The sequence below is a fragment of the Nonomuraea rosea genome (assembly GCF_039539705.1).
Taxonomy (GTDB): domain Bacteria; phylum Actinomycetota; class Actinomycetes; order Streptosporangiales; family Streptosporangiaceae; genus Nonomuraea; species Nonomuraea rosea.
The window spans coordinates 21,536-44,209 of sequence record NZ_BAABDQ010000059.1 but is presented as its reverse complement, the minus strand read 5'-3'; the positions used below and the strand labels follow the sequence as shown (position 1 = coordinate 44,209).

The window sequence follows — 22,674 nt, the reverse complement described above, 5'->3', positions numbered from 1 at the left end:
GGGCGGCGGGCGGTCCGCTGCCCGGGCGCTGGTGGTCAGGACGCGTTGTACTCGCTGACGACGTCCACGACCCAGGTGACGCCGAACCGGTCCTTCAGCATCCCGTAGAGCGGCGCCCACTGCGCGGGCCCCAGCGGCTGCAGCACGGTCGCGCCGCTGGAGAGCTTCTCCCAGTACGCGCTGACCTCCTCGGCCGCCTCGCCCCGGAGCGAGACGAAGAACGCGTTCTCGCCCTGGTTCCACGGCAGGTGGGCGGGGACGTCGTAGGCCATCACGCGGAACCCGCTCGCGGCGGCCACCTGGCCCCACATCACCTGGTCGGCCTCGGCCGGCTCCTGGACGTTTCCGGCGTCCTTGTACGTGACCATGACCACGTCCCCGCCGAACACGGACTGGTAGAACGTGAGCGCCGCGCGGGCCGCACCGCGGAAGTTCAGGTGGGTCACGGTGTCAACGGACATGGTGGCTCCTTATGCATCTCGTCTGGTCGTGCTCGCTGACCACATTCGCAGGGTTAGCGGTCAGGTTGTGTCCGCTACTCGGGGCAGGATGGGAGTCATGCAGAAGACTTCTGCGCGGCTGCTGTCGTTGCTTTCGCTGCTCCAGGCGCGCCGTGACTGGCCGGGGGCGCTGCTGGCCGAGCGGCTGGACGTGAGCGCGCGCACCGTGCGCCGTGATGTCGATCGCCTGCGCGAGCTCGGCTATCCCATCGCGGCCTTCAAGGGGCCCGACGGCGGCTACCGGCTGGACGCGGGCACGGAGCTGCCGCCGTTGCTGTTCGACGACGAGCAGGCCGTGGCCCTGGCCATCGCGCTGCAGATCGCCACCACGGCGGGCGCCGGCATCGAGGAGGGCGCTGCGCGTGCCCTGAACACCATCCGGCAGGTCATGCCCGCGCGGCTGCGCAACCGGATCGACACCCTCCAGGTCACCGCCGTCGAGCGGCCCGCGGCGCGGCCGGATCCCCAGGTCGGCAGCGGGGTGCTCATGGCGCTCAGCGCTGCCGTCCAGGCCCGCGAGGAGCTGCGCTTCGACTACGCCCGCGCCTTCCCGGCGGGGGCGGACGAGCCGGGCGGGCCGCCGCGGCGGGTGCAGCCCCATCACCTCGTCACCTGGGGCGGGCGCTGGTATCTCGTCGCCTGGGATCTCGATCGGGAGGACTGGCGTACGTTCCGCGCCGACCGGATCACCCCGCGCACTCCGACGGGGCCCCGATTCACCCCGCGTGAGCTGCCCGGTGGCACGGTGGAGGCCTTCGTGACCGCCCGGTTCCGGGGCTCCGACGGCTCCGGGGACTGGCCTTGCCGTGGTGAGGTGATCCTTGACCTGCCGGCCGCGGTCGTCTCCGGCCACATCCGCGACGGGGTCGTCGAGGAGCTCGGCCCGGACCGCTGCCGGCTCGTCCTGGGCTCGTGGTCATGGGCCGGGCTGGCCGCCGGCATCGGCAGGTTCGACGCCGACATAGAGGTCGTCGGCCCGCCGGAGCTCAAGGACGCCTTCGCGCTTCTGGCCCGCCGCTACGCCGCCGCCGGCCGGTAGGAGGTCCAGGGTGACGGCCGCGCCGGGTGGCTTCACCCTGAAGAGCTGCCCGACAATCCGAATCGTCTTGACAATTCTATTTGTCGGTGCGAGATTGGGGGCAACCCGAAAACAAGGAGCGGAACCATCATGAGGAAGATCACCGCAGGGCTGTTCATCTCGCTCGACGGCGTCGTCGAAGCCCCGGAGACCTGGCACTTCCCCTATTTCGACGACGAGATGGGCCAGGCGGTCGGCGCGCAGATGGCCGCCGCCGACGTCATGCTGCTGGGCCGGCACACCTACGACGCCTTCGCCGCCCACTGGCCGCAGCAGGACCCGGACGCCGACCCGATCGCCAAGGTCATGAACGACACCCCCAAATACGTCGTCTCGACCACCCTGACGTCGCCCACCTGGGCGAACACGACGGTCATCAGCGGCGACGTCAACGCCGAGCTGACCCGGCTCAAGCAGCTCCCGGGCGCGAACATCGGCATCACCGGCAGCCCCACCCTCGTCGTCGCCCTGCTGCGCGACGGCCTGCTCGACGAGCTCAACCTGCTCGTCCACCCCATCGTGATCGGCACGGGCAAGCGCCTGTTCGAGGAGGGCGCCGGTCAGATCCCGCTCGCCCTCACCCACTCCGTCACCTTCAGCACCGGTGTGCTGAACCTGACCTACAAGAAGGCCTGACAGGCCCGCCAAGACCGTCGCCGGCAAGCTCCTGATCAAGCTGGTTCACGGGCGGCCGGTGAGCCGTACCGGCGCGCCTTCTTCGGGCACGTACGTTCGCAGGCTCGCCGCCACGATCCGGTCGAGCATCCGATCGGGCAGGATGCGCGCGAGGCGCGTCAGGAGGGCCGCGTCGCGGCCGATGGTGTAGCGCGTACGCGGTCGCCGCGCGGTGGCGGCCTCGGCGACGATGGCTCCGGCCTTGTCCGCCGGCAAGCCGGTCCGGGTGAACGCCAGCGAGTGGGCGACGATGGCTTTGACGAGCCCGCCGTACCGCTGCTGGTGTTCGGGGCTCATCCGCCCGGCGAGATCGTTGGCGGTGGCGGCGCCGCGGTCGGCCATCTCGGTCCGCACGGCGCCGGGCTCGACGACGACGACCTGCACCCCGTGCGGGGCGAGTTCGCGGCGGAGCGAGTCGCTGACCGCCTCGAGAGCGAACGTCGCACCCGCGTAGGCGCCGTAGGTGGGCAGCGCGACCTTGCCGCCGACCGAGCTGATGTTCACGATCCTGCCGTGGCTCTGATGGAGGAACGGCAGCAGTGCCTGGGTGACGGCGATGTGCCCGAACAGGTTGACGTCGAACAGCCGCCGCCACTCGTCCAGGGGGAGGGCTTCGGCGGGTGCGTTGACTGAGATGCCGGCGTTGTTGACGAGGGCGCGGAGCGGGCGCCGGTGCGGGTCGGAGTCGATGCGTTCGACGAGGGCCCGGACGTGCTCGGGTCGCGTGACGTCGAGGATCACCGGCTCGATGCCGCCCGATGCGCGGCGCTATGGCGCTCTGCTGATGTCGAGCGCGCACGGGATCGCGGGATTGGAGCTCAGCGGCGGAGGAGAAGTGGCAGGTCGGCGGGGATCAGCTCGTGCGCATGCTGATCGATGCGATCCGGTCCGGCCTCAAGAACGCCGGCGTACGCTACTGAGCCGCCGTGGCCGGCCGGATGCTGCCCCGGCCGGCCACGACTTCACCCGCGGACACAATCAGCCGCCCTCACTGGGGAGGAGCGGCCTGCGGGTGGAGCTGGGCGCGGATGGTCTCGGCTTGTTCGACGATGGTGGCCAGGACCGGCGGGGGGACGTCCTTGTCGCGGAAGGTGTCCACGAGCTGGTCCAGGACGACGTCGGCTTGCTTGAGGTCGCCGGCGCGGGCGTGGGCGCGGGCCAGGCGGCGCATGGTCTCGTTCAGGGTGATGTTGTCGACTCCGGCGTCGATGGTGGGGTCGAGGGTGGTCTCCACGACGGTGCCGAGCTGCTCGATGCTGGTGTCAGTGTCGGCGGTGCGGACTTCGACGCCGTTCTCGGTGAGGGTGAGGAAGTGGCGTCCGGCGTTGGTGCCCTTGGCCATCAGCGCGTACACGGCCAGCGGGTGGTCGGGGTGGTCGGCGATGAGCCGGTCGAGGGCGGCGTTCCCGTCGGACAGCTGGGGTGCGTCGGAGCCGAGCAGGGCCAGGAGCATGCCCTGCTGGTCGCCCATCAGCAGGTCTCCGGCGGCCTTGTCGTTCTCGTCGGCCGGTGGGCTGATCTGGACGACGTGGTCGGGGGAGGTGACGGTGGAGCCGTCGGGGGCGTGGTAGCGGGCCTGAAGCGTGTAGGTGCCGGGCTGGTCGAAGGTGAAGCCGCCGGCGCCGAAGCCGATGTAGGCGCTGTGGTAGAGCGCGGGAGTGCCGGCGTCGAGGGTGACGCGCCGAGAGGCGCCGCAGGCGCGGGCGACGGGGGTGAAGGGGCCGGTGTGGCCGGCCGGGTCGGTGACCAGGAGGACGAGACGGTCGCCGCCCGGCTTGAGGCCGGCGGTGGCCTGCGCCGTCGGCGTGCTGCCGTCCAGGGACAGTTTGATCTCGGCGGTGACGGGTTCGCCGTGGGAGAAGACGTCCTTGCTCGACACCTCCAGGCGCAGCCCGGACTCGCTGGGTGCCGGCGTGTTCTGGGCAAGGGCGCCTTTGTGGGCGGAGTTGGTCGACCAGGCGTCGCCGCCCATGACGATGTGCCGGTAGAAGCCGTGGCGGATGTGCCGCAGCTCGGCGGCGGTGAACGTCCAGGTGAACGCGTTGTAGAAGGCGGCTTCGCGGTCTCCGTCCTGACCGTCCGGCCCGCCCCAGTACTCGTCGGCGTAGTTCATGAACGACAGGTCGCCGTGGCCCTCCAGCGGGCCGAGCAGCTCCGGGGGGTCCTTCTGCCAGGAGTGGAGCAGATTGAGGGCGTGGCCGATCTCGTGGGTCCAGCTGAACAGGCCCTCGCGCTTGCCGGTGTACCCGAACCTTTTCGCGGTGTCGTAGAAGATGGCCAGGCCCTGGCGCTGGAAGCTTTCCCCGAGGTAGTCGAACATGATGCCGTCTGTGGTGGAGACCTCGTCGGCCTCGCCGTAGCGGTTGGCGATGAAGCCCCACAGCTTCCACTGCTGGGTGTCGCGGTGGAGGCTGAACTGGCTGACCATCGCGGCGTGCAGCTCGGCGTCCGACCACTGCAGGTTCGCGCCTGCCCCCTCCAGGGACACCTCGTTGGGGATGCCCGCGGTGCGCAGTTCGACGCCGGCGTCGGCGAACGCCGCCTGGGCCGTCATGATCCGCTTGGCCAGTCCGGGCGGGCGCGGGTGGTCGGTGGTGGCGTACTGGGTGACCGGCTCGGTGCCCGCTACGTAGTCGATCTCGAAGTCGATGGTCCGCAGGAACCGGGAGACGTAGGAGCAGGTGAAGGTGGTGAGGTTCGTACCGTCGGGCGCGCTGCGGGTGAGGGTGGCGGTGCCGCCGGGAGCGAGCGTGTCCACCTCGACCGAGACCAGCGTCCTGCCGGTGGTGACGGCGTACTTCGCGATGCCGGTGACGGTCGCGGGCAGGGTGACGGCCTGGTCGGCGTCCAGGACGAAGGAGTTGTAGTAACTCCCGTCGGAGACGGTGAACAGGTCGCCGGACACCACCGGCAGCGTGCCCTCCAGATCGACGCGCAGATCGAGACGCACATCGTCGGCGATGCCGGAGAACCGCCCGGCGGCCGGCAACCGGGGCTTTCGGTAGTCGGCGGGCAGGGCGCCGAGCCCGGCCGCCACCTCGGCGTAGCTGCCGACGACCTTGGGACCGGTGCCCCAGTCGAGGAACAGCGCCCGGTCACCCTTGACCAGCAAGGTCTGGTAGTAGACGTTCGGCGCCTGGAGCAGCGCGGCATGGTCGAAGCCGCCTTTCATGTCCGCGGGCAGCTTCTTCCATCCCTGTTCGTTCAGCCCTGTCAGGGGTCCTTCGTAGTAGCAGCCCCGGCCCTTGTCCCCCCACTCGATGATCGCGCACCGGTCCCCCTTGAACAGCATGGTCCGGTACGGGACGTTCGGCAGCCCCATGACGGTGTCGATGTCGCTGAGGTAGGCGGGCGGGATGTGGCGGCCGAACTCCGGGTGGCTGCTGATCGGCCCCTGATATTTGGCGCCGACGCCCCACACCCAGTCCAGGCACAGGTCTCCGGCGACGAAGATCGCCCGCCGGGGGTAAGCGGTCACCCGGACCTCGAACGCCGCGTCGCTGCAGCTGGCGAACGGCTCGGGGATTCCGGCAAGCTGCCCGCCGTAGGACTGGAGCAGCGGCCCCTCCGACAGCAGCCCTCCTTGGTTGATGAACGCGGCCTGGTCGCCCCGCAGAACCAGCGCCTTCCACGGATCGTCCCGCGTTGGAAGGATCGCGTTGAACCCTGTGGTCTTGGCCCGTACGAACCCCATCGTGCGCCTCCTGGCCGGGCCCTTGAGGACCCACGCCGATGACGCTATGGAACCATTCCACTACAGACAATGAGCACAATCTGTCAGGCCAGGCCGAAACAACCGAACGAACATCCCCATTCAATTGCGGACCATCTCATACCTCCCCGCTCCTGCCCCCGGCCATGGCGAGCCCCTTCACATCACTTTTCTGACCTGGTGCGAAACTCCACGTCCGAGATCGCATGCGCCCGCGTCCTCAAGCCGACTCATTCATCGGCGGCACATCTGACGCCTGCGTCCCTCCAGCACCGAAAGGAGACCGCCGGTAAGCAGCCTCCTGGCCTCATCCGGCCAAGTCCCCATGACCGGGCCGACCTCCTACTGAGCCGCCGCCCTGGGGGCCGGTGCCGGGCGCGCGGCCGGCGTCTGGGTGGCGGAGGCGAGGAGGGTTAGTTTGTCGGCGTCGCCGGTGCCGGGGTCCGGGTGGTAGACGACGAGGGTCTGGCCGGCCGTGCCACCGACGCCGAGCCGCTCCCGGTTGAGCTGGAGGCGGCCGAGCTGCGGGTGGTCGAGGTGCTTGGGGGCGCCTTCGCACGTGATGACGTCGTGGCGGGCCCAGAGGCGGCTGAAGAGCGGGCTGGCGAGGCAGAGCTCGCCGACGAGCTCGATGTAGCGGGGGTCGTCGGTGTCGGTGCCGACGGACTCGCGGAAGCCGGCGACCATGCCCGCGGCGGCGTTGTCCCACCCGGGGTTGAGTGCCTGCTCGGCGGGGTCGAGGAACAGGTCCCGCAGCCGGTTGGCGCCCGCCACCAGGCGCGGTGACAGGGCGGTCGCCAGGGCGTTCGCGGCCAGGACGTCGAAGTAGCGGCCCTCGACGTACGCGGGCAGCGGCAGCGTGGCGACGAGCTGGGCGACGCCCGTGGGGACGCTCTCCTTGCGGGGACGGCGCCGGGGCCGGCGGGGTCTGCCGGCCCCGAGACGGAGCAGGTAGGCCGTCGCGTCGTCGTCGAGTTGCAACACGCGGGCGAGCGATTCGAGGACCTGGGCGGAGGGGTTGCGGTCGCGGCCCTGTTCGAGGCGCAGGTAGTAGTCGGCGCTGATGCCGGCGAGCATCGCGACCTCCTCCCTGCGCAGGCCCGGCACGCGCCGTACCCCTGTGGCGGGGATGCCGAGCTGCTCGGGGGTGACGAGTTCACGGCGGGCCCGTACGAAATCGCCCAAAAGGTTGGATTGGTCCCTCATGTTGCCACTGTAATCCGGGCACCCTTCTGCCTGCCTGGTCCTGTCACCCCCAGGATCGCGGGAGCCCTGGCTGAGCCGGAGCTGGATCGAGAGCCTGGTCGGCGGGCCGATGGTCCTCATCTTCCGCGATTTCCCCAAGGAGCGAAACCATGGCGACATATCTGCTGGTGCACGGTGCCTGGCACAGCGGGCAGTGCTGGGAGCGGGTGGTCCCGTTGCTGGAGGCGGCCGGACATGAGGTGGTCGCGCCGACGTTGACCGGTTACGGCGACACGGCGCATCTGGCCGGTCCCGAGGTGGGGCTGGACACGCACGTCGCGGACATCGTCCGGGCGATCAAGGAGAACGACCTCGCCGAGGTGGTGCTCGTGGGGCACAGCTACGCCGGGCTGGTCATCTCGTCCGTGGCCGACCAGGTTCCGGATCGGGTCGCGCAGCTGGTCTATCTCGACGCGATGGTGCCGCAGGACGGGGAGAGCGCGGTCGATGTGCTGCCCGTGTGCCAGACGTTGATCGACCTCGCCTTGCAGTCGGAGAGCGGCTGGCGGGTCCCGCCGCTGCCGGAGCTGCCGCCGCCGGCGGGCCTGTTCGGGGTCACCGATCCCGGCGACGTGGCCTGGCTGCGTTCGATGTTGTCGGATCAGCCGGTGCGGTGTCTTCAGCAGCCGGTACGGATGGGCAACCCGGCTCTCAGGGCGATCCCGCAGACGCACATTCACTGCACGGCGGGTACGCCTGAGGGCGTGACCCATCGGCCCGTCCCGGCGGTCCAGCCGAACGGGAGCCCGGCTCAGGTGTGGGAGCTGGCGACCGGTCACGACTGCATGATCACGATGCCGGCCGAGCTGACCGACCTGCTGCTCAAGCTGGGGTGACGGCCTGCCCGTCACCCCCGGGGTGCGACGCCGCCGCCGAGGGCGTCGAACAGGCGCTCCAGGCGGGCGCGGTGGTCGGCCGCGATGGTGTCGGCCGGCTCTCCGGCGATCAGGCGCCGGGCGGTCTCCACCAGCACGGTGGTGTAGCCGGCGATGAAGAAGGCGGCGAGCAGCGGGGCGTCGCCGTCGAAGGCCGGGTCGTGGTCGAGCTCGCCGGCGAGGGTTCGCTGGAGGTCGGAGGCGATCTCCCTGGCGCGGGCGACCAGGGCGGGCGAGGCCGCGACGGTACGGAAGAAGGGGGCGGACCCGTCCTTGAGGCCGGACAGGGCGTGCCGCTCCCGCAGGAGACGGAACGTCGTCTCGCGCAGGGACTGGAGCACTCCGGCGTCCGGGGCGCGGTCGCGTACCGCTGAGCGCAGGAGCTCGGCGGCGTCGATCTCGCGGTCCAGGAGGAGGTCCTCCTTGCGCGGGAAGTGCTTGAAGACCGTCACGGCCGAGACCCCGGCCTCCCGCGCGACCTCGGTGACGGTGACCGTGTCGAACCCGCGCTCGAGGAACAGCCGGGTCGCGACCTCCGAGATCTTCGCGCGCGTCTGCGGCCCGCCTCGTGCTGCGGTCCTGGGCATTCCGACCTCACTAACTTGTGTCACTTAACTTAGTCGCATAGCCTAGTGGTGTGTTCTTCGAACAGACAACCATCATTGTCGCCGGATCGGGCCCCAGCGGGCCGCGTCACCGCGCCCCGTGGCGCTCAGAGCACGGTGTGAAGGGTGCCCTCCATGAATAGGCCGGCCGCGGCTCCTGCTTCCCGGTCGCTGCGGGAGGCGTGGGTCGCGCTGGCGGGGCTGTCGGCGGTGTTCCTCTTCGAGATGCTGGACAACTCGATCCTGAACGTCGCGCTGCCCGTGATCGGACGCGAGCTGCACGCCTCGACGACGGCGTTGCAGTGGGTGACGGGCGCCTATGCGGTCGTGTTCGGCGGGTTGATGCTGGCGTTCGGCGCGATCGCCGACCGGTTCGGCCGACGGCGGATCATGCTGATCGGGCTGGTCCTGCTCGGCGTGGCGAGCCTGGCGACCGCCGTGGTCACCACCGCCGGGCAGCTGATCGCCGTCCGGGCGGCGATGGGGGTCGCCGCGGCGATGACGACCCCGGGATCGATGGCGCTGACGTTCCGGCTGTTCGGCGAGGACGGCCTGCGCATGCGCGCGCTGACCCTCGTCTCGACCGTCGGCCTGGTCGGGCTCGCGATCGGCCCGACGGTGGGCGGCCTGGTGCTGGCGATCGCGCCCTGGCAGGTCCTGTTGCTGGTGAACGTGCCGATCGCCGTGCTCGCGTTCCTCGGCGTGCGGTCCGGCATCGCCGCCGACGACCCGGCCGGCCTGCACCGCGACCCCCTCGACGTCCCCGGGATGCTGCTGGGCACGGCGACGATCGTGCTCGCGCTCCTCGCGCCGACGCTGTTCGCCGACCAGGGCGCCGGCTCCTGGGCGCCCTGGTCGGTCAGTGCCGCGGCCGTGGTGACGGCGATCGGCTTCGTCCTGCGCGAGCGCCTGGCCCGCTATCCGCTGCTCGATCTGAAGCTCCTCGCCCTCCCCCTGGTCTCCAGCGGCCTGGCCTACAAGGCCGCCGCCGGGCTGGCGACCGCCGGCCTCGGTTACCTGGTGACGCTGCAGCTGCAGCTCGACTGGGGCTGGCCGCCCGCGCTGGCCGCCGTCGGGTTGCTGCCGCAGGTCGTCGTCCTCATCGCGGGCAGCGCGTTCGTCAACCCGTTCGTGCAGCGCGTCGGCCTGGACCGGGCCGCATGGATCAGCACGGCAGCGGTCGTGTCCGGCCTCGCCGTCTACGCCCTGCTCGGCCGGTTCGGCTACCTGTGGGTCGCGATCGCCCTCGTCCTCGTGGCGGCCGGGATGCGCGTGGTCGGCGTCGTCGCCGGGCTCAACGTGGTCCGCGGCCTGCCCGCGAACCGGACCACCATCGGCACCGCGCTCGTCGACACCGCCACCGAGGTCGCCTCCGGCACCGGCTTCGCCGTCACCGGCACCATCCTCGCCGTCCTGTTCACCGGCGACATCGCCACCTCCCACTGGAGCCCGCGGCAGACCGGCGAGTTCCACCAGGCCGCCACCATCGCGGGCCTCACCCTCACCGTCGTCGCGGCGGCCCTGGTCGGCTGGGGGTTCGCCCGCACGCGGCGCGCGGCCGCTCCCATCGGCGGCACCGTCCTCCAGGACGCCTGACACTCCTCCGATGTCAAGGAGCACCTATGGCGATCACCCTCCGGCCGGGCAGCACCGTGATGTTCACCGGCTGCCGGAGAGCGAATGGCCTCGGGTACGGCTACCCGCTGCGCATCGCGGGCGAGTGGGGCTCGCCCGCGAGTACGGCGCGCAAAGGAGCTTCGCCGCCCCTCCGGCGGGCCGGCCGGCAGGTGGGAGGATGCGGAGGTCGTACCCGCTCAACGGAAGAGAAGCCTCGGCATGGCCGTCATCCACCACACCGTCCTCAAACCGACCAAGCTGGAGCTGCTCGCCTCCTGGCTGCCCTCCCGGCCGTGGTACGCCGGCGGCGAACCGGAGTTGGCCAAAGCCGGCGGCTTCCGGCTGGACGACCCGCAGGGTGCGGTCGGGATCGAGTTCATGGTGGTCACCGACGGCTCCGGCGCTCACCCGGTCAGCTATCTGGTGCCGCTCACCTATCGCGGTGCCCCGCTCGACGGGGCGGAGCACGCCCTCGTCGGCACCATGGAGCACGGGGTCCTGGGGCGGCGCTGGGCCTACGACGGCTGCCACGACCCGGTGCTGGTCGCCCAGTTGCTGGCCCTAATTGAGGGCCGGGTCCAGGCCCAGGCCCAGAGCACCAGCGACACGCCCGACCGGGAGGTCACCCGTTCCTACGTCGGTGACGGTTTCGTCCCCACGGACTTCAGGGCCGCCACCGACGACCGCGAGGGCACTGAGCTGACCGCACCGCGAGGTATGAGCCTGCGCGTGCACCGGGTCCTGCGCCCCGCCCCGGACAGCGCAGCAGAAGCGACCGGCCACGTCGCCGGCGCCTGGCGCATGCCGGATGGCACCCGTGCGCGGGGGTTGTTCGTTGTCGTGCGCACCGGCGGATCGGGGTGATGTCCGTCGGGCTCATGGTCAGCGGGACACCGCCGCCGGCCGGCGCGCCAGATAGCGGCGGCCAACTCCAGGGCCTGCCGGTACGCGCCGGCCGCCTCCTCGTGGCGGCCCAGCCGGCGCAGCACGTCGCCGCCGCGCACCCGCACGGTGGTCGCCTCCGTGGCCGGCCGTAACCCGGCCCCACCCTTGATCACGCCGCGCCGGGTCATCTCCGCGCTCCAGCCGCCACACCCGTGCTGGGCGATCTCCTCGGGTATGTCGGACTCGTCCAGCCCGATCATGAGCAGGTACTTCATGAATCCCGAGGATAGCCAGCGGGCCCGACGATTCCCGCCGCGAACGGGTACCGACAAGAGATGGACCCAGCCGATCGGGGGACCCGGATGAGACCCGTCTACGCGGCCGCCGCCGTTCACGTGCCCGCCCCGCCTGAGCAGGTGTTCGCGCTGATCACGGACTGGCCCAGGCACGAGGAGTGGATGTTCATGACGAGCGCCTGCCAGGTGGGGCCCGACGCCGTGGAGGCGTACACCGGTGTGTGGCCGCTCGGTTTCCTGGACACGATGACGATCACCCATTGGGAGCCGCCCGCCCTGGTGCGCGTCACCCACACCGGCCGCCTGGTGCGCGGCCTCGGCGCCATCCGGGTACGCCCCGAGCACGGCGGCAGCCGCGTCATCTGGGCCGAGCGGCTGCACCTGCCGTTCGGGCCGCTGGGGCGGGCGTTGTGGCCGCTGGTGCGACCGGCCTCCATGGCCCTGGTACGCCACTCGTTGCGCAAACTGGCGAAGCTCCTGCCGCCGAGGTGAGGGCGCACCGGGGCCGGCGCGGGAACCTGCGCGGCACCGCCGGTGTAGGCAGGACATGCTCCCCTACACCAGACGCCGGGCGCTCACCCTGGCGGGCGCCGCGGCCGTCCTGTCGGCCTGCGCCGCGACCGAACAGCGTGCCCCCGCGACCGGGCCGTCGGCTGGGCCCGTACCCCGTCCTGGACGGTTGTTCGCCGAGACGGCGGCCGGGCTGGCCGTCGCCGACCTCGCCACCGGCCGGGTCCGCGCCGCCTACCCCGGCGCGGTCGCCGAAGCGCGCTGGGCCAGGCTGTACCAGCTTGACGACGGACATCTGCGCACGTTCCAGGCGAGCGACGGCGCCCTCGTCGACGACGTGCGCGCCCGCGTACCGGAAACCGGCGATCCGGTGATCAAGGCCGTCTCGACCGAGCTGGCCGCGCTCGGCCCGCCGCCGGGCCCGCGCAGGCGCACCACCATCGTCGTGGCCACCGCCGGCGGCGGCCGGCGCACCCTCGACCTGGACGGCAACATCGAGCCCGAGGCGTTCTCCGCCGACGGCCAGACCATGTACGTCCTGGACCGCCTGCCACCGGCCGCCCCCGACCACTACCGGGTACGCATGTACGACCTGGTTCGCGGCACGATGGGCGCGCTGCAGACGCGCGACAAGCAGCAGATCCCGCCCGGGCAGGAGGAGGAGATGCGCGGCCAGGGCCGCCAGGCGGTCCTCGATCCCGGCCAGAACATCCTCTACACGCTCTACACCCACCAGGACGCCCACCTGCACACCCGGGACCTGGCCGCCGGGCACGACCTCAGCCCTGGGGTGCACGCGTTCGTGCACGTCCTGCATCTGGAGCAGCGCTGGGCGTACTGCCTGGACCTGCCCGCCCCGTTCGGGCTGGGCCCGGCCGCGTCGCACACGCTGGCGCTGGCGGACGGGCGGCTGTACGTGTTCGACGCCTCCACCGGCCGTGCGGTCGTGGCCTCCACCGAGACGCTGACGATCGAACGCTCCGCACTGCTCGGCAAGCTGACAGGCGAGGCACGCGCGGGCGAGGCGCGTACGGGTGAGGCACACACAGATGAGGCATACGCGGGGCAGGCGGACCAAGGGCAGGCACGCGCGGGCGAGGCGTACGCGGTGGCCGGTGGAGGCGGCCTCTACCTGGCGGCGGGTACGCGGCTGACGGCGGCCGACGCCGGCACCCTCGCGCTGCGCGCCACGTGGACCCTGCCGGGCCAGGCGCGGGGGCTGGCGTTCCTGGAGGGGGAGCTGCTGGCCGGGGCGGGGGAGCAGGTGCTGCGCCTGGACCCGGCCACCGGCGCCCGCCTGGCCGCCGTCCCGCTCCCCGGCCTGCGCACCCTGCGCCACGCCGAGCACACCACCCGCTGACGGCCCGCGCCCCAGATCAGAGCCTCTTGGCGGCTGATGCCACGTTGGTCACCGGCACTCCCGTACGGTCGAAGTCATGGAGATCGCCATCACCGCACCGTCCGGCAACGTCGGCCGCTTCCTGACCGGGCACCTGGTCCGCGCCGGTCTGCGCCCGAGGCTGCTGAGCCGCCACCCCGATCGCGCCCGCGCGAGCTGGGGCGACCTCGTCGACGCCCGCGAGACCGATCTGCGCGACGCCGCGGCCGTCACCGAGGCGACCCGCGGCATCGACGCGCTGTACCTGGTCGTGCCGCCGGGCGAGAGCGGCGACCCGGTCGAGGCGTACGCCGAGGTCGGCGAGGCCGTCGCGGCGGCGGTCGCCGCGAACCGCGTCCCGCACACCGTCCTGCAGAGCAGTGTGGGCGCGGAGCTGCGCGAGGGCGCCGGTGAGATCGACGGGCTGGCCCGCGTCGAGCAGACGCTTGACCGCACGATCGCAGGCGAGGCCGGCCTCGCCGTCACCCACCTGCGGTGCGGCTACTTCTTCAGCAATCTGCTGTACGAGCTCGACGGCATCCGCGCGGGCACCGTGGACGTGCTGCTGCCCACCGGCCGGCCGTTCTCCTGGGTCGCGCCGGCCGACATCGCCGCGGTGGGCGCGTCCCTGTTGCTGCACGCCGGCCGCCCGGGACGCCGGGTGCAGGGGGTGCACGGGCCGCAGGACCTGTCCTGGGAGCAGGCCGTGGCCGTGGTCGGCGACGTGCTGGGCCGCACGGTCAGCGCCCGCCGCGTGGACGACGACGCCATGCGCGCCACGCTGGCCGGCGCCGGCCTGTCCCCGGCGCAGGTCGAGGCCATCGTGCGCATGTCGACCGGGCTGCGTGAGGGATTCGTTCCCGAGCAGCCGCGCACCCCGGTGACCACGACCGACACCACGCTCGGGGCGTGGGCCTGGGCCGAGCTCCGTCCCGCCCTCCAGGCGTCCGGCTGATCGGGGGCCGGTCTCAGCGGCCTGCCGTGCCGGGCCGTCTCAGCGGCCGGCCACCGCCTGCCGTGCGGCCACCGCGGCCGCGAACGCCGAGATCACCGGGTGCGGCCGGCTCCCGTCGCCGGCCAGCTCCGGCTGGAACATCGTGGCCAGGAAGAACGGGTGGCCGGGCAGCTCGGCCACCCGCACCGCCCCGTCGTCGGCGTGCCCGGAGAACACCAGCCCGTGCCCGGTCAGTGTCTGCTTGTAGGACTCGTTGAGCCCGTAGGAGCAGATGTAGGCCTCCATGGTGGTCGGCGCGCCCATGATCTGCTCGATGCGGGAGCCGGGCGTCAGCCGTACGCGGCCTTCGTGCCCGGCCAGCGAGCACACCAGCGGGGTGAGCAGGAAGTCGCGCGCGCCCGGGTCGTTCTCGGCGTGCGCCACGTCCAGCCCGCACACGTGCCGGGCGTACTCCAGCAGCATGTGCTGGAACCCGCCGCACGTGCCCAGGAACGGAATGTCCTCCTCGCGGGCCACGCGGGCGGCCTCGACGGCGCCCGCCTCGTCCCGGTACGGGCTGCCGGGCAGGATCCAGATGCCGTCGAACCCCTCCACACTGGACACATCGGTCGTGGAGATCCAGTACGGATCGAGCGCGATCCCCTCGCGCTCCCGCAACGCCTCGATGAGCAGCGGGATCCGGGCATGGGAGCGGACACCGGGGGAGCGGTCCCCCACAAGAGCGATTCGCATGACTCTCATCCTGGCCGCGGCCACCCCTTAAGCGCCAACGATGAATACTGCATCTGCTATAAGCAACACTGATGGATCCTCATTTGCTGACGACGTTCGTGAGCGTGGCGCGCCACGGCTCCTTCTCGGCCGCCGCGGCCGAGCTCGGCTACACCCAGTCGGCGGTCTCCCAGCAGATCGCGGCGCTGGAGGCCGACCTCGGGCTGGTGCTGCTGAGCCGCCGCCCGGTCGAGCCGACGCCGGCCGGCGCGCCGCTGCTCGAACATGCCGGGCCGCTGCTGCTGCGGCTGCGGGCGGCCCGCGCCGACGTGCTGCGCGCCGCCGCGCCGCCCCGGCACCGGCTGCGTCTGGCGGCCACCCCGCTGGCGGTCAATCCGGTGCTGGCCGCGCGGCTGGCGCGGGCGCGCGCCGAGCAGCCTCGTCTGGAGGTGTCCCTGCGCGTCGGCGATCATGCGCGCCTCGGCGCGATGCTCGCCGAGGGGGAGGCGGATCTGGGGCTGGCCGACGGCATCGCCGCGCCCAGCGACCCGCTGCGGCTGCCCGAGGCCGGCCCGATGACGGCGTCAGGGGTGGCGGAGTCGGCCCTGGTGGTGGCGCTGCCCGCGGGGCATCCGCTGGGCGGGCGGGCATCGCTGCGGCTTGCGGACCTGGCGGACGCGCGCTGGCTGCAGACGCCGCTGTGCCCGCTGGAACGGCTGCGCGACCTGGTGGGCGACGGGTTCCGGGCGGGGCTGGACTATCGGGGGGACGACGTGCACACGGTGGTCAACCTGGTCGCCGCCGGCCACGGTCTCACCCTGCTGCCGGCCACGTCCCTGCCGGAGCCCGCCGGGCCGGTACGCGGGGTCGCGCTCGCCTTCCCGCGCCTGGTGCACCGGGTCGAGCTCCTGCACGGCGCTCTGCCGCCCGGCCCCGCCGCCGACCTGGCCCGTACCCTGTCCGGCTGACCGCCCGGCACGCGCTGGACCGCCCGGCACGCGCCGGGCTGACTGCCTGGGCTGTGCCGGGCTGGCCGCCCGGCTCGTGCCTTGCCCTGTCAGGACGGGGTCCGGGCTGACAGCGATCTGTGCGCGGGAGGTCAGCCGCACCCCGCACCATCGCCCCCATGAACGCATTCGAAGCCGAGGGCCTGGTGAAGCGCTACGGCGCGACGACCGCCCTGGACGGCATCACCTTGTCGGCCCCGCCCGGCACGATCCTGGGCGTGCTGGGCCCCAACGGCGCAGGCAAGACCACCGCCGCCCCGCATCCTGGCCACACTCCTGCGGCCCGACGCCGGCCGCGCCGGCGTCAGCGGCCTGGACGTGGTCCGCCACGCCGCCCGCGTACGCCGCCTCATCGGGCTGACCGGCCAATACGCCTCCGTCGACGAGGACCTGACCGGCGCGGAGAACCTCGTCCTCATCGGCCGGCTCCTCGACCTGCGCGGCGCGGACGCCAAGGCCAGGGCCGCCCGGCTGCTGGAGGAGTTCGGGCTGGCTGAGGCGGGGGAGAGGCGCGCCGGCACCTACTCCGGCGGCATGCGGCGGCGCCTGGACCTGGCCGCCAGCCTGGCCGCCAGCCTCGTCGGCCGCCCGGACGTCATCTTCCTCGACGAGCCGACCACCGGCCTGGACCCGGCCAAGCGCGAGGACGTGTGGAACATCATCCGCCGCCTGGTCACCGACGGCGGCACCGTGCTGCTGACCACCCAGTACCTGGATGAGGCGGACGCGCTGGCCGACGCCATCTCCGTGGTCGACCACGGCAAGGTGATCGCGCACGGCACCGCGGGCGAGCTCAAGCACATCGTCGGTGGCCAGACCGTCCTGGTACGGCCGGCGGACGCGGCCCGGATGGGGGAGGCGGCGGCCATCATCGCCGCCGTGGCCGGCCGGCCCGCCGAGTCGCCCGGCCGGGACGTGGTCACCGTTCCGGTGGAGGGCGACGCCGCGTTCACCGAGATCGTGCGCAGGCTCGACGCGGCCGGCATCGCCGTGACCGAGCTGTCGCTGCGCCTGTCCAGCCTGGACGAGGTGTTCTTCACCCTGACCGGGCACGGGACGCGGCAGGAGGAGGCGGCGTGTCCGGCACCGCGGCACAGCACCGCACCGGCTCGGTGCTGGGCGATGTGATCCGCTATCTGGTGGCGGTGGTGGTGCTGCTCGGTTTCGGGTACGCGCTGGGGTTCCGGGTGCAGAACGGGCGGCCCTGCCGCGGCGGCGGTGTGGTGGACGTTGCTGTCAGGGGTGCTGTTCCTGGCGGTGTTCGCACCGCTGGCCATGCTCGCCTACCGCCGCCGCACCTGAGCCAGGCCCTGCCGAACATTGGTCACTGTACGTCACTGCCGGGCCGTTGACCTGCGGCGGGCCGAGCGGGTCGGCTCCCCCTCCGAGCTGCCCCGCCGGCTCGGCCGGGCGGCCCTGGCGGACCGTTTCGGCGGAGCCTCTTCCTCAGGCTCCTCCTCAGGCTCCTCCTCGTACTCGGCTTCTTCTTCTCCGGCCTCCTCTTCTTCGGGCTCCTCCTCGGATTCCTCTTCGGGCTCTTCCTCCGGCTCTTCTTCAGGCTCCTCTTCGGGCTCTTCGTCCTGGGCTTCCTCGAACTCGTCCTCTTCCTCGCCGGCCTCGGCGGCCTCCTTCTCCTCGGACATGGCCGTCTCGTGGTCCTTGACGACCTCGCCCTCGTGGATCTCGCCGCGCCAGCCGCTCTGCTCCATCTCCTCCGGGTTCTGCATCGTCTGGGTCATGACGTGCCGCGCGAAATGCTTGAGTTCGAGCCGTACCCGCCTGCCCTGGGCGCGCCAGAGATTGCCGGTGTACTCGAAGAGTCCCTTCGGGTGGTATTCGAGGATCACCACGACGCGGGTGAAGTCGGGCGTGATGGCGTGGAAGCTCACGGCGCCGTCGACGTAGCCCTTGTCGCCCTGCGAGCGCCAGATGATCCGCTCGTCGGGCACCTGCTCCCGGATCGTCGAGCTCCACGTACGGTGCGACCACAGGATCTGGGCCTGCCACCTCAGCTTCTCGTCGGCTTCCTGGTCGACGTTCTCCACCTTCTTCATGAAGCTGGGGAAGTCCTGGAACTCCGTCCACTGGTTGTAGACGATCCGGCGCGAAGCTCCGACGTCGATCGTCTCGACGATGTTGGTGACCTTGAGTTTCTTGCCGCCTTTGCTCTTGCCCTTTCCGCCGAAGATGCTCTTGAGCGCCCCCTTCGCCGCGCCGGCGATGGCCGCGCCCCCGACCGATTTGTCCGAGCCGGTGATCGCGCTCAGCAGGTTCGGCCCGTCGCCGCCGGCGAAGTCGCCGAGCCGCCCGCTGAGGCCCTCGATCTTGCCGGTCACCGCCACCATCGCCCGTTCGGCCAGGGCCATGGCCAGGTCCTGCAGGGCGGAGGTCAGCTCTCCGGTCGGCAGCTCAGGCAGCGCCTTACCCGCGGGCGTGTCCTGTACGGCTTCCTGACCTTGGCGGACGGCCTTGCCCGCCAGCTTCGTGGCCTGGGTCATCGCAGCTCACTTCCCCGTCCCTCTCGACATGGACGGCCGCTTGCGGCCGGTGCCCGGCGTCCGCATCGCCACGGGCACCTTCTGCGAACGCTGTTTCGGCACCCGGGCCCTGGGCTCGTCGTCCTCGGCGGGCTCCTGCTCGGCGTCCTCGTCCTGTTCCGGCTCTTGGGCCCGTTCTCCGGTCTCGGGTTGCCGGAGGGAGTCGCTCTGCTCGTGCAGCTTCGCGGTGAGGGCTTCGATCTGGGTGGTCGCCGCCGCCACGGCCGCGGCTTTGGTGGCCTCCAGCAGTTCGCCTTTGAGGCGGTTCGTCATGCCGGCGAGCTCCGGTGAGGAGCCGAGGGCCTTGGCCCCCTGCGCCAGCAGCCCTCCGTCGTCCTGCCGGATCTTCCGCATGACGCCGGCGAGCGCCAGGCCGATGGCCATCCGCAGCTTGTGGCGTCTGCCCAGGTAGTAACCTGCGACGACCGCCAGCGCTACCTTGCCCGTGTCCTTCATGGCACGCTCCTTACCCGCGGGCCCCTTCAGCCGCCTCTGGGCAGCCGGTCCCACCATGCCCGCCACCAGCACACGGAAACACCCATATCGGTACAAAATATGACAATACGCCCAGCCCTCGCTGTCCCACTGGGGGTCCCGGTAGCACTGTCTTCGCCGGTCCTGTTCGTCGTGGTCGCGCAGCATGCGCAAGGCGGTGGCGGGTGAGGGGGCGCCGACCCTTCTTCCTGCCCTGGGTGATGACGAGGCGGGCGGCGATCTCGCGGAGTCCTGCTCGCGCAGGTGCAGAGCCATGGACAGCATGGCCGGGTCGGTGACGGCGGCGCCGCCGATGGCCTTGCCGTTCTTGCGTGCGGACTCGCGGCCTTCCAGAGTGCGGTCGCGGATGTATGCGCGTTTTGGTCGTGGCGCCCTCCGTGATCGTTTCATGGGTGCGTTTCACCCGTCCAAGGTTTGCACCGACCTATGAAACTTGTCGGCTTGACAGATCCCAGCAATGCAAGTAACTAGTTAGTTTCATTGCTGCGATCTCCAGGAGAGACCATGACGACCTCGAAACGGCCCCGCGACGCGGCAGCGACGCGGCAGGCCATCGTGTCTGCGGCGGCACAGGAGTTCGCCGAGCACGGCTTCGACGGCGCCCGCATCGATCTGATCGCCGAGGGGTCCGGCTGCAACAAAGCTCTGATCTTCCGGTACTTCGGCGACAAGCTCGGTCTGTACACCGAGGTCCTGCAGCGCATGGACCGCGACGTGGCCGAGCTCTGCAGCCGGGCCCTGCCACCTGTCGGCGAGTTCGAGGCAGCTGTGGCGGACCGCGAGCACCTGTCGGCGTTGCTGCGGTCGGTGCTGGGCGCGCTGGTCGATCACATGCTGGCGCATCCCCAGACGGCTCGGATGCTGTGCTGGGAGCAGGCCGAAGGCTGGGAAACCTACGCCAAGATCGCAGGCCGCTTCGACACCGACGACCTGGCCCGGTTGACCGCCGTGCTGGCCGCCGCACGCCGGGCGGGCACCGTCCGGCCGGATCTCGACGTCGGCCTGGTCGCCGTCCTGGCGCTGCAAATGTGCTGGTCGGCTCCTTCGGCCCTGGCGCTGCACCAGCAGCTGACCGGTGCGGAGCCTGTCACCGATCGGACGCGAGACCAGGTCGTCGCCTTCCTGCACGCCGCGATCATGCACGACCCCCACCCAGAAAGTGAGACAACCCCGTGAACAACCGCGACATCCTCATCTGCGGCGCCGGCGTCGCCGGCCCGACCCTGGCCTACTGGCTGGCCGCCTACGGCTTTCGCCCTACCCTGGTCGAACGCGCGCCCGCTCTGCGCACCGGTGGTTACCTGCTGGACTTCTCCGGCGCCGGCTACGACGTCGCCCAGCGCATGGATCTGCTGCCCGAGCTGTCCCGGCACGCGGTGCGCGTCGATGAGACGCAACTGATCGGCCAGGACGGCCGCGTCAAGCACTGCATCGACATGCGCCGCACCCTGGGCGCCTCCAGCGACCGGTACATGACGATCGCCCGCAGCGATCTGGCCAAGGTGCTCTACGAGGCGCTGGATGACCGCGTGGAGACCCTCTTCGGCGACCGGATCCTCGGTCTGCGGCAGGACCACGACGGCGTCGAGGTCGACTTCGCGAGGTCCGGCAGCCGACGCTTCGACCTGGTGATCGGTTGCGATGGGCTGCATTCGCACACCAGGCGGCTCGTGTTCGGCGAGGAGCAGCCGTTCATCCGCTCCCTCGGCTATTGCGTGGCCGCGTTCATCGTGCCGGACTACCCCGACAGCAGCAAAGGCGTCTACCTCGGCTACCTCGAACCCGGCCGGCAGACGTGGTGCTACGGCCTGGACGACGGCCGGACCGCCTTCTCCATGATCTTCGCCGCGTCGCCCGCTCCGCGTTTTCAGCCCGGCGACACCGCTCACCACCGGGATCTGGTGCGTGCCGCCTACGCCGACTCCGGCTGGCAGGTCCCCAAGATCCTGGACGCGATGAGCGACAGCGAGGATCTGTACTTCGATCTGGTCGCTCAGACCCGCATGCCCGCCTGGCACCAGGGCCGCGTGGCCCTGGCCGGAGACGCCGGCGCCTGCCCCTCTCTGGTCTCCGGGCAGGGCTCGGCCTTCGGCATGGCCGCCGCCTACGTGCTGGCCGGAGAACTGCACGCCGCCGGCGGCGACCATTCCCGTGCGTTCCCCGCCTACCAGGCTCGCCTCCAGCCCTTCATCACCGCTCAGCAGGACAAGGTGCGCCGCTCCACCCGCTGGGTCATCCCCAAGACCTCCATCGGCCGGCACCTGCAGGACACTTTGGCCAGCCTGCTCTCACTACCGCTGGTCGCCAAGCGCGCCACCGGCCGCATCGCCGACGTGCGGTTGCCCTTGCCGCACTACCCGCGCTGAGTCTCGCTGCCGGCCGCCGCTGTTCGTGATCCGCACCCTGCCACATGTGATCGCCGAGCAGCTGCCCGCCTCGATCGCGGCCGTCGCCGGCCAGGCGGCGAGTTCGCCCTCGGCATCGCCGCCCAGCCCCGCCTGGCCGACATCTACCGGTCTGGAGGGCCACGTCGCCGCCCGTCCGGGCTGCGGGCTCAGGGCGTCAGTCCCGGCTCGCGCAGCTGTGCGGGGCGCAAGGGCCGCCAGCCGCTGGTGTCGAGCTTGGCCAATTCCGCCTCGACGTCCACGTTGATGACACCGAAGACGTTGATGTTGTCGCTGTGCCCGGGCGAGATGTGCGACTAGGCCGAGAAGGCGCCACAGCGCAATCAAGCTCCCCTTCGGGCACGTCTTCCACGTGGAGAACGCCGCCCGGCACCGGCGGCCGAAGGAATCAGTCCGAGGGCGGGTCGATGAGCAGGCGGATACCGTCGATCAGCGCCTGTGCCCGCCCATCGGGCCAGTCCGCGATCAGGCCCGCGAGGTGCCGGGTCAGCGCGTTGCGGAGCCCGGCGACCGCGGCGTGACCCGCGGGCGTCAATGCGAGCAGGGTAGCCCGGCCGTCGCTGGGGTCGGGACTGCGCTCGAGCAGGCCCGCGGCTTCGAGTCGGTCGGCATAGCGGCTTGCGCCGGATCGGTCGATACCGACCTCGTCGGCCAGTCGCGCCGCCGATTGCGGTCCAAGCCGAGCCAGCCCGCTCAGCACGGGGTAGGTCTGACGATCGACACCCGTCGGCGCCGAGTCGAGGGCCGCGTTGTAGAGCGCGCGCCGGTTGCGCCGCAGCAGCAACTGCCCCAGCGCCTGCTCCAGGTCACGTGCCAATCCCGTATCCGCCATCCGCTCATGATACGTGCAAACCACACGCAATGAGCTAAAGTGCTAACTGCGTGCAAGTCACACGCAGTTGGCAAGGAGGAGTCATGGACATCGGTCACGTGCTGACCCAGACCATCATTGGCCGGCCCGACGGCGCCGCAGCCGGCATCACGCGCTACTGTCATCCGTCCCGCGTTCAGGTCACGGACGACGTCGTCGGCGACTACTCCGAGTTCGTCGAGCACATCGCACAGGTTCTCCGCGACGCGTTGATCGATCTTCCATATAACGATCTTGCGAGCCTGGTCGGCGCGGGCTTGGTTCTCGACGAGCGGCTGAACGGCACGCGGCGGACCATCGGGGCGCTGCGATGATCG

The 22,674-nt window shown here is 71.4% G+C and carries 22 protein-coding genes and 1 pseudogene; 14 read left to right on the top strand and 9 right to left on the bottom strand.

Annotation, left to right across the window (positions count from 1 at the left end; translation table 11 throughout):
* Positions 1-35: 35 nt before the first annotated feature.
* Positions 36-461 (bottom strand): VOC family protein, encoded by a 426-nt coding sequence (locus ABEA43_RS62285; RefSeq protein ID WP_345578468.1) that lies wholly within the window; start codon positions 459-461, stop codon positions 36-38.
* A gap of 97 nt (positions 462-558) precedes the next feature.
* On the opposite strand from ABEA43_RS62285, the gene ABEA43_RS62280 reads away from it, so the two are divergent.
* The gene (locus tag ABEA43_RS62280; RefSeq protein ID WP_345578465.1) at positions 559-1,539 is read left to right on the top strand and encodes a helix-turn-helix transcriptional regulator; all 981 of its coding nucleotides are present in this window, start codon (positions 559-561) and stop codon (positions 1,537-1,539) included.
* A gap of 129 nt (positions 1,540-1,668) precedes the next feature.
* A complete protein-coding gene (locus ABEA43_RS62275; protein ID WP_345578462.1) occupies positions 1,669-2,214 on the top strand; it encodes a dihydrofolate reductase family protein in 546 nt (181 codons plus the stop codon).
* A gap of 45 nt (positions 2,215-2,259) precedes the next feature.
* Here ABEA43_RS62275 and ABEA43_RS62270 read toward each other — a convergent pair whose 3' ends face one another.
* The 3 genes from ABEA43_RS62270 to ABEA43_RS62260 all read right to left on the bottom strand — a co-directional run bounded on the left by ABEA43_RS62270 (position 2,260) and on the right by ABEA43_RS62260 (position 7,171).
* Positions 2,260-2,994 carry an SDR family NAD(P)-dependent oxidoreductase gene (locus ABEA43_RS62270; protein WP_345578459.1) on the bottom strand — a complete coding sequence of 245 codons (735 nt, stop codon included), beginning with the start codon at positions 2,992-2,994 and terminating at the stop codon, positions 2,260-2,262.
* 247 nt (positions 2,995-3,241) lie between these two features.
* Positions 3,242-5,947: a hypothetical protein gene (locus ABEA43_RS62265; RefSeq protein ID WP_345578456.1), complete on the bottom strand. Its 2,706-nt coding sequence runs from the start codon at positions 5,945-5,947 to the stop codon at positions 3,242-3,244.
* Positions 5,948-6,307: 360 nt separating this feature from the next.
* Positions 6,308-7,171, bottom strand: a complete 864-nt coding sequence (locus tag ABEA43_RS62260; protein WP_345578453.1) for a helix-turn-helix domain-containing protein — start codon at positions 7,169-7,171, stop codon at positions 6,308-6,310.
* A 149-nt stretch (positions 7,172-7,320) separates the two neighbouring features.
* Here ABEA43_RS62260 and ABEA43_RS62255 point away from each other — a divergent pair, with 149 nt between their 5' ends.
* Positions 7,321-8,046, top strand: a complete 726-nt coding sequence (locus ABEA43_RS62255; protein ID WP_345578450.1) for an alpha/beta fold hydrolase — start codon at positions 7,321-7,323, stop codon at positions 8,044-8,046.
* Positions 8,047-8,057: 11 nt separating this feature from the next.
* On the opposite strand, the gene ABEA43_RS62250 is transcribed toward ABEA43_RS62255, so the two are convergent.
* Positions 8,058-8,672 carry a TetR/AcrR family transcriptional regulator gene (locus ABEA43_RS62250; protein ID WP_345578447.1) on the bottom strand — a complete coding sequence of 205 codons (615 nt, stop codon included), beginning with the start codon at positions 8,670-8,672 and terminating at the stop codon, positions 8,058-8,060.
* 153 nt (positions 8,673-8,825) lie between these two features.
* Here ABEA43_RS62250 and ABEA43_RS62245 point away from each other — a divergent pair, with 153 nt between their 5' ends.
* The 5 genes from ABEA43_RS62245 to ABEA43_RS62225 all read left to right on the top strand — a co-directional run bounded on the left by ABEA43_RS62245 (position 8,826) and on the right by ABEA43_RS62225 (position 14,331).
* Positions 8,826-10,286, top strand: coding sequence for an MFS transporter (locus ABEA43_RS62245; RefSeq protein WP_345578444.1), 1,461 nt, complete (start codon positions 8,826-8,828; stop codon positions 10,284-10,286).
* Positions 10,287-10,526: 240 nt separating this feature from the next.
* Positions 10,527-11,171, top strand: a complete 645-nt coding sequence (locus tag ABEA43_RS62240; protein ID WP_345578441.1) for a maltokinase N-terminal cap-like domain-containing protein — start codon at positions 10,527-10,529, stop codon at positions 11,169-11,171.
* 383 nt (positions 11,172-11,554) lie between these two features.
* A complete protein-coding gene (locus ABEA43_RS62235; protein ID WP_345578438.1) occupies positions 11,555-11,980 on the top strand; it encodes an SRPBCC family protein in 426 nt (141 codons plus the stop codon).
* Positions 11,981-12,035: 55 nt separating this feature from the next.
* The gene (locus ABEA43_RS62230; protein ID WP_345578435.1) at positions 12,036-13,358 is read left to right on the top strand and encodes a hypothetical protein; all 1,323 of its coding nucleotides are present in this window, start codon (positions 12,036-12,038) and stop codon (positions 13,356-13,358) included.
* Positions 13,359-13,434: 76 nt separating this feature from the next.
* Entirely contained in the window at positions 13,435-14,331 is an 897-nt protein-coding gene (locus ABEA43_RS62225) for an NAD(P)H-binding protein (RefSeq protein ID WP_345578432.1), read from the top strand.
* Between the two features lie 39 nt (positions 14,332-14,370).
* Here ABEA43_RS62225 and ABEA43_RS62220 read toward each other — a convergent pair whose 3' ends face one another.
* Entirely contained in the window at positions 14,371-15,063 is a 693-nt protein-coding gene (locus ABEA43_RS62220) for a CTP synthase C-terminal region-related (seleno)protein (protein WP_345578429.1), read from the bottom strand.
* A gap of 71 nt (positions 15,064-15,134) precedes the next feature.
* Here ABEA43_RS62220 and ABEA43_RS62215 point away from each other — a divergent pair, with 71 nt between their 5' ends.
* The 3 genes and pseudogenes from ABEA43_RS62215 (at position 15,135) to ABEA43_RS62205 (ending at position 17,401) form a co-directional block, all read left to right on the top strand.
* Positions 15,135-16,010 (top strand): LysR family transcriptional regulator, encoded by an 876-nt coding sequence (locus ABEA43_RS62215; protein ID WP_345578426.1) that lies wholly within the window; start codon positions 15,135-15,137, stop codon positions 16,008-16,010.
* Positions 16,011-16,168: 158 nt separating this feature from the next.
* Positions 16,169-17,177: pseudogene (locus ABEA43_RS62210) on the top strand (ATP-binding cassette domain-containing protein).
* Positions 17,126-17,401 carry a hypothetical protein gene (locus ABEA43_RS62205; RefSeq protein WP_345578423.1) on the top strand — a complete coding sequence of 92 codons (276 nt, stop codon included), beginning with the start codon at positions 17,126-17,128 and terminating at the stop codon, positions 17,399-17,401. The pseudogene ABEA43_RS62210 and the gene ABEA43_RS62205 overlap by 52 nt, the downstream one beginning before the upstream one ends.
* Here the strand turns inward: ABEA43_RS62205 and ABEA43_RS62200 are convergent.
* Positions 17,384-18,547, bottom strand: a complete 1,164-nt coding sequence (locus ABEA43_RS62200) for an SRPBCC family protein (RefSeq protein ID WP_345578421.1) — start codon at positions 18,545-18,547, stop codon at positions 17,384-17,386. The genes ABEA43_RS62205 and ABEA43_RS62200 overlap by 18 nt on opposite strands.
* 6 nt (positions 18,548-18,553) lie before the next feature.
* Positions 18,554-19,471, bottom strand: coding sequence for a hypothetical protein (locus tag ABEA43_RS62195; RefSeq protein ID WP_345578419.1), 918 nt, complete (start codon positions 19,469-19,471; stop codon positions 18,554-18,556).
* A 114-nt stretch (positions 19,472-19,585) separates the two neighbouring features.
* On the opposite strand from ABEA43_RS62195, the gene ABEA43_RS62190 reads away from it, so the two are divergent.
* Positions 19,586-20,257 carry a TetR/AcrR family transcriptional regulator gene (locus ABEA43_RS62190; RefSeq protein WP_345578416.1) on the top strand — a complete coding sequence of 224 codons (672 nt, stop codon included), beginning with the start codon at positions 19,586-19,588 and terminating at the stop codon, positions 20,255-20,257.
* Positions 20,254-21,447, top strand: a complete 1,194-nt coding sequence (locus ABEA43_RS62185) for an FAD-dependent monooxygenase (protein ID WP_345578412.1) — start codon at positions 20,254-20,256, stop codon at positions 21,445-21,447. Before ABEA43_RS62190 ends, ABEA43_RS62185 begins: the two co-directional genes overlap by 4 nt.
* A gap of 427 nt (positions 21,448-21,874) precedes the next feature.
* On the opposite strand, the gene ABEA43_RS62180 is transcribed toward ABEA43_RS62185, so the two are convergent.
* On the bottom strand, positions 21,875-22,318 hold the full coding sequence (locus ABEA43_RS62180) for a MarR family winged helix-turn-helix transcriptional regulator (protein ID WP_345578409.1): 444 nt from the start codon (positions 22,316-22,318) through the stop codon (positions 21,875-21,877).
* An 83-nt stretch (positions 22,319-22,401) separates the two neighbouring features.
* Here ABEA43_RS62180 and ABEA43_RS62175 point away from each other — a divergent pair, with 83 nt between their 5' ends.
* Complete coding sequence (locus ABEA43_RS62175; RefSeq protein ID WP_345578407.1) at positions 22,402-22,671, top strand: hypothetical protein; 270 nt, start codon at positions 22,402-22,404, stop codon at positions 22,669-22,671.
* Positions 22,672-22,674 lie beyond the last annotated feature (3 nt).